The organism is Candidatus Borrarchaeum sp. (assembly GCF_019058535.1).
In the GTDB taxonomy this organism is placed as follows: domain Archaea; phylum Asgardarchaeota; class Sifarchaeia; order Borrarchaeales; family Borrarchaeaceae; genus Borrarchaeum; species Borrarchaeum weybense.
Genome location: NZ_JAHPYX010000267.1, coordinates 1 through 3,058 on the forward strand (window position 1 = coordinate 1; position 3,058 = coordinate 3,058).

The following is a 3,058-nucleotide window of genomic DNA, read 5'->3' on the forward strand; positions in this document are numbered from 1 at the left end:
TATCAACACCGTTGTAGCTACAATACCAGAAGTATTTCAGTAGATTTTAAACTACCGTGATGTTTTAGGTGAGAACAAGTTGACACAACAAACAAGAGAAATACCTTATTACTTTGAAAAACTAATTATGGGCAGCCTCATTTCTGCGTCTATGTCTAGCATAATTTTTGTATTCTTTATGAGTTTTCGAACTTATGTTTCAGACCCAAGTACACTCGTTTCATATAGTCTATTATTCGCCGGAATCTTTTTTGCGGGGCTCTTTTCTGGGATGTTTATATTAGAAGTTCCTAGAATAGTACCCCTTCATGGAGGTTTAATTACTGGAATCATCTTGGGCATTATTTGCCTTGTAATAAACATTAATGTGGTCATGATAAATGAGACGGTGGATTTCATCGCATTTGCGCTAATATTTATTACAGCCATTTTATCGGCTTTGATTGGCGCATTTACTCATAGCAATTATTTAGCACAAAATCAATGAAACATATCCCAACCTTAAGAGACCGATAAGGTTAAATTTATCATTCCGTTAATTAAATTCTAACCCCATAGTTTAGCCCGGTAGTGTAGTGGCCAAGCGGATTCAGTGGGTATGCTTCAAAGACATACATCACTAAATCTTGGAAATCAAGGACTCTGGATCCCTGGACCCCAGTTCGAAACATCCACATGATAAAGGAGCGAAAATCTGGGCCGGGCTACCATTTCCCTTCGGGTATGAAATATAAAAGTATGCGGATAATTTATTGAGAATATTTTTAAGATGGATTTTTTAAAAATTAAACAAGGATTACTACGATAGTTATTAACAACTATTTGTCAACAATTGAAAAAAATCAGCCACACAATTTCGCAATAAGAATCGCACTTTTAGATCTACTAGTGTTCCGAGGATTCTACGGCAATGCCAATTCATAATGTTCTAATCTTAAAAAGCTCCGGTCAAAATATATTTAGTTGGACTCAAATAGCTTTCAATCTGGATGATGACCTCTTGAGCAGTTTTACATCTGCGATCTTTACATTTACACAAGAATTAGGGGAAAAGTCTATTCATGTTTTAGACATGGAAAACTTAAAGTTTCTTTACGCCTATGAACAAGAGTACGATCTTATTCTAGCAATGGGCATCGATCGAGACGATGAAAAGCAACTTGGAACATTTAAGATCGTATTAGATGAGATTAAAACAGTATTTATAGAGAAATATGGAGCTTTTCTAGAAAATTTCAATGGAGAGGTAAGTGTCTTCAAGAAATTCGAAACTGATGTTGATCGAATTGTTCAAACGATTCAAGAACAAACAATGGGCCATATTATAGCAGTTCCTTTCCTTGTAGATAATACGGGTGAAGAGATCACCAACTTTCAAAAAGAAATCGCTCTTATGTTCGCGTTATTTGAAGACTTGAGAGAGAAGGGCGGAGGAAGATTATTCAAGAAACGTAACGAGAAATTTGAATACTTAACGAAAGTCCTGTGGCCTTTTTGGGTTATTAATACTAATCAAGGACCTGTAATCGTTGATGGATTTGCTTTAACTACGTACAACAAAACTGTTACAACCCCGATCAATCTCGCATCTTTCGAAGATATTTTAAAAACTTCTGCGTCAAATTCAATATTTGCTCTCGATAAAGTTGAGGTTTTACTTAATCAAATGTCTAAAAAGGAATTCAAACTTGATGCGATGGTTGAACCAGATCTTTTAGAAGCAATATTAGAGGTATTTCCAACCGTACAGTATTATGCTACTTCTGAAATATTTAGTGAACCTCTTCGCTCTGTTTTTTCCAAGAATAAGGCCATAATACATGGAACAAAAATTGAAGAGTGTTTTCAATTTAACCAAGATGCTACACAAAGTTTAGAGCAACTTCAAAGTCTTTTAATAACAACTACTAATAATTGGAAACAAGAACTTAATGGTAAACTACAAGAAATAGAAGATGATTTTTCAAGTAAGCTTACAGTTACAAAAGAGGATGTACAAAAGGCAATTGAGAAAATAGTTGAACAACGAGAAAATGAAATTGAAGCTAAAAAACTTGATGCACAAAGCAAAATTGAAGAACTATACGATACATTTCATAAGGAAACAAAAATTTTGGACGAAAGCACCAGATCATTACTAAAATATTCTGGGCAAATCTTACAGTCTAACTCTTCTAATTCACAAGAAGATTTTACAGAAACCTTTATTGATAGTATTCGAAGAAAACGACTTCTACTAAGCAGTATTGAAGTAGCTTTCCATAACACAGAAGATACGCTTAATAAAATCGAGATACAATATGATGAACTTCGATATTCCCTGCAAAAAGAAATTAATGATGTAAATGTTAAGTACAACAATTTAGTATCTGAGCAGAATGAACGTATTGTACTTCTGAAAAAGGAATTTGAAGAAAAACGTGCTTCAATATCCGTTTCAACTAAAATGCTAGAATCTAAACGAGATAAGCTCTTAGAAATGATAGATTCCTTGAAACAAGAAATAACTAATGAACTTAGCGATTTAAATAAATTCATAATTCCTTCAGGATCAATTCCTGCCGCTCTTACAAAGCATGCTGTTATTTCTTATATGCCATGTTACGTCACAAAATTCGTTAATAAAGATGATGTAAATGGGGCACGGTTTGTTGTGATCCCACCCTGCCATTTACATTCAAAATTTAAATCTGTGAGCAAAAGAATACCAATTAGTATCGATCCGCACTTTTTCGATGCTATTAAACAACGTCTAGAAATGGCATTAGAAGAACGTCAAGAAGTACAGAGAATCTTTGATACTGTGTGCACTGAAAACAATTTTTTAAATGACAAAGAGATCGAAACTAAAATCTATGATGGGCTAAAAGAAATCTTTGAATACAAACTGATCAGCAGCAAAGATTACGAAAAACTGAGTCTTGCATGTATAGAGACTTTCAGAAAGTGAACTACCATTCAACAAGTTGTATAACTTTTTTGAGTTTCTTTTTAATTACTTTCTGTCAGCATTTTTCAAATAGAAGAATATTCAAAATTTAAGAAAAATTCATGTTCA

Annotated in this window: 2 protein-coding genes and 1 tRNA gene; all 3 read left to right on the forward strand. The window is 33.5% G+C overall.

Features of this window, described 5'->3' with window-relative positions; translation table 11 throughout:
• The first annotated feature begins 79 nt into the window (after positions 1-79).
• The 3 genes from QVB70_RS16735 to QVB70_RS16745 all read left to right on the forward strand — a co-directional run bounded on the left by QVB70_RS16735 (position 80) and on the right by QVB70_RS16745 (position 2,950).
• Positions 80-487 (forward strand): hypothetical protein, encoded by a 408-nt coding sequence (locus QVB70_RS16735; RefSeq protein WP_287588634.1) that lies wholly within the window; start codon positions 80-82, stop codon positions 485-487.
• 74 nt (positions 488-561) lie between these two features.
• Positions 562-710: transfer RNA gene (locus QVB70_RS16740), tRNA-Gln, on the forward strand.
• Between the two features lie 290 nt (positions 711-1,000).
• On the forward strand, positions 1,001-2,950 hold the full coding sequence (locus tag QVB70_RS16745) for a hypothetical protein (protein WP_287588636.1): 1,950 nt from the start codon (positions 1,001-1,003) through the stop codon (positions 2,948-2,950).
• The last annotated feature ends 108 nt before the right edge of the window (positions 2,951-3,058 follow it).